The organism is Pseudomonas taiwanensis, from assembly GCF_013393345.1.
Taxonomy (GTDB): domain Bacteria; phylum Pseudomonadota; class Gammaproteobacteria; order Pseudomonadales; family Pseudomonadaceae; genus Metapseudomonas; species Metapseudomonas resinovorans_C.
Window position 1 is genome coordinate 1 of sequence record NZ_QJRF01000004.1, and the last position, 353, is coordinate 353.

Annotated in this window: 1 protein-coding gene; it reads right to left on the minus strand. The window is 65.2% G+C overall.

Annotation, left to right across the window (positions count from 1 at the left end; translation table 11 throughout):
* A partial coding sequence (locus tag DM872_RS00020; RefSeq protein WP_256873249.1) for a T1SS-143 repeat domain-containing protein occupies positions 1–353 on the minus strand: 353 nt, incomplete at both ends.

Below are 353 nucleotides of genomic sequence, written 5' to 3' on the forward strand. Positions count from 1 at the left end.
TCGGCGTGTCGTCGTCAACGGTAATGACCAGCTTCTCGGGTGCGGCCGTCACCGTGTCGCCGTCAGCGTCGGTGGCCCGCAGCAGCGAACCGAGATTGAGGGTGATGTCGTTCTCGTCATTGCCCGCTGCATGATCCAGCGGCTTGAGCAGCGTGAAGCTGTAGGCGCCGGCCGCCGTGAGGCTGAAGGTGAATACGTCCACCGCGCCGGCCGAAGCAGTGAGCATGTTGCCGACGACGCTGTAGGTCACCGCCACGCCGCCCGAAGTCAGCGTCTGCGGCAAGCCGCTGGTGTCGCCAGACAGGGAATAGCTCAATGGCGCATCGGCACCGGACTGGAAGATGCCGGTGACG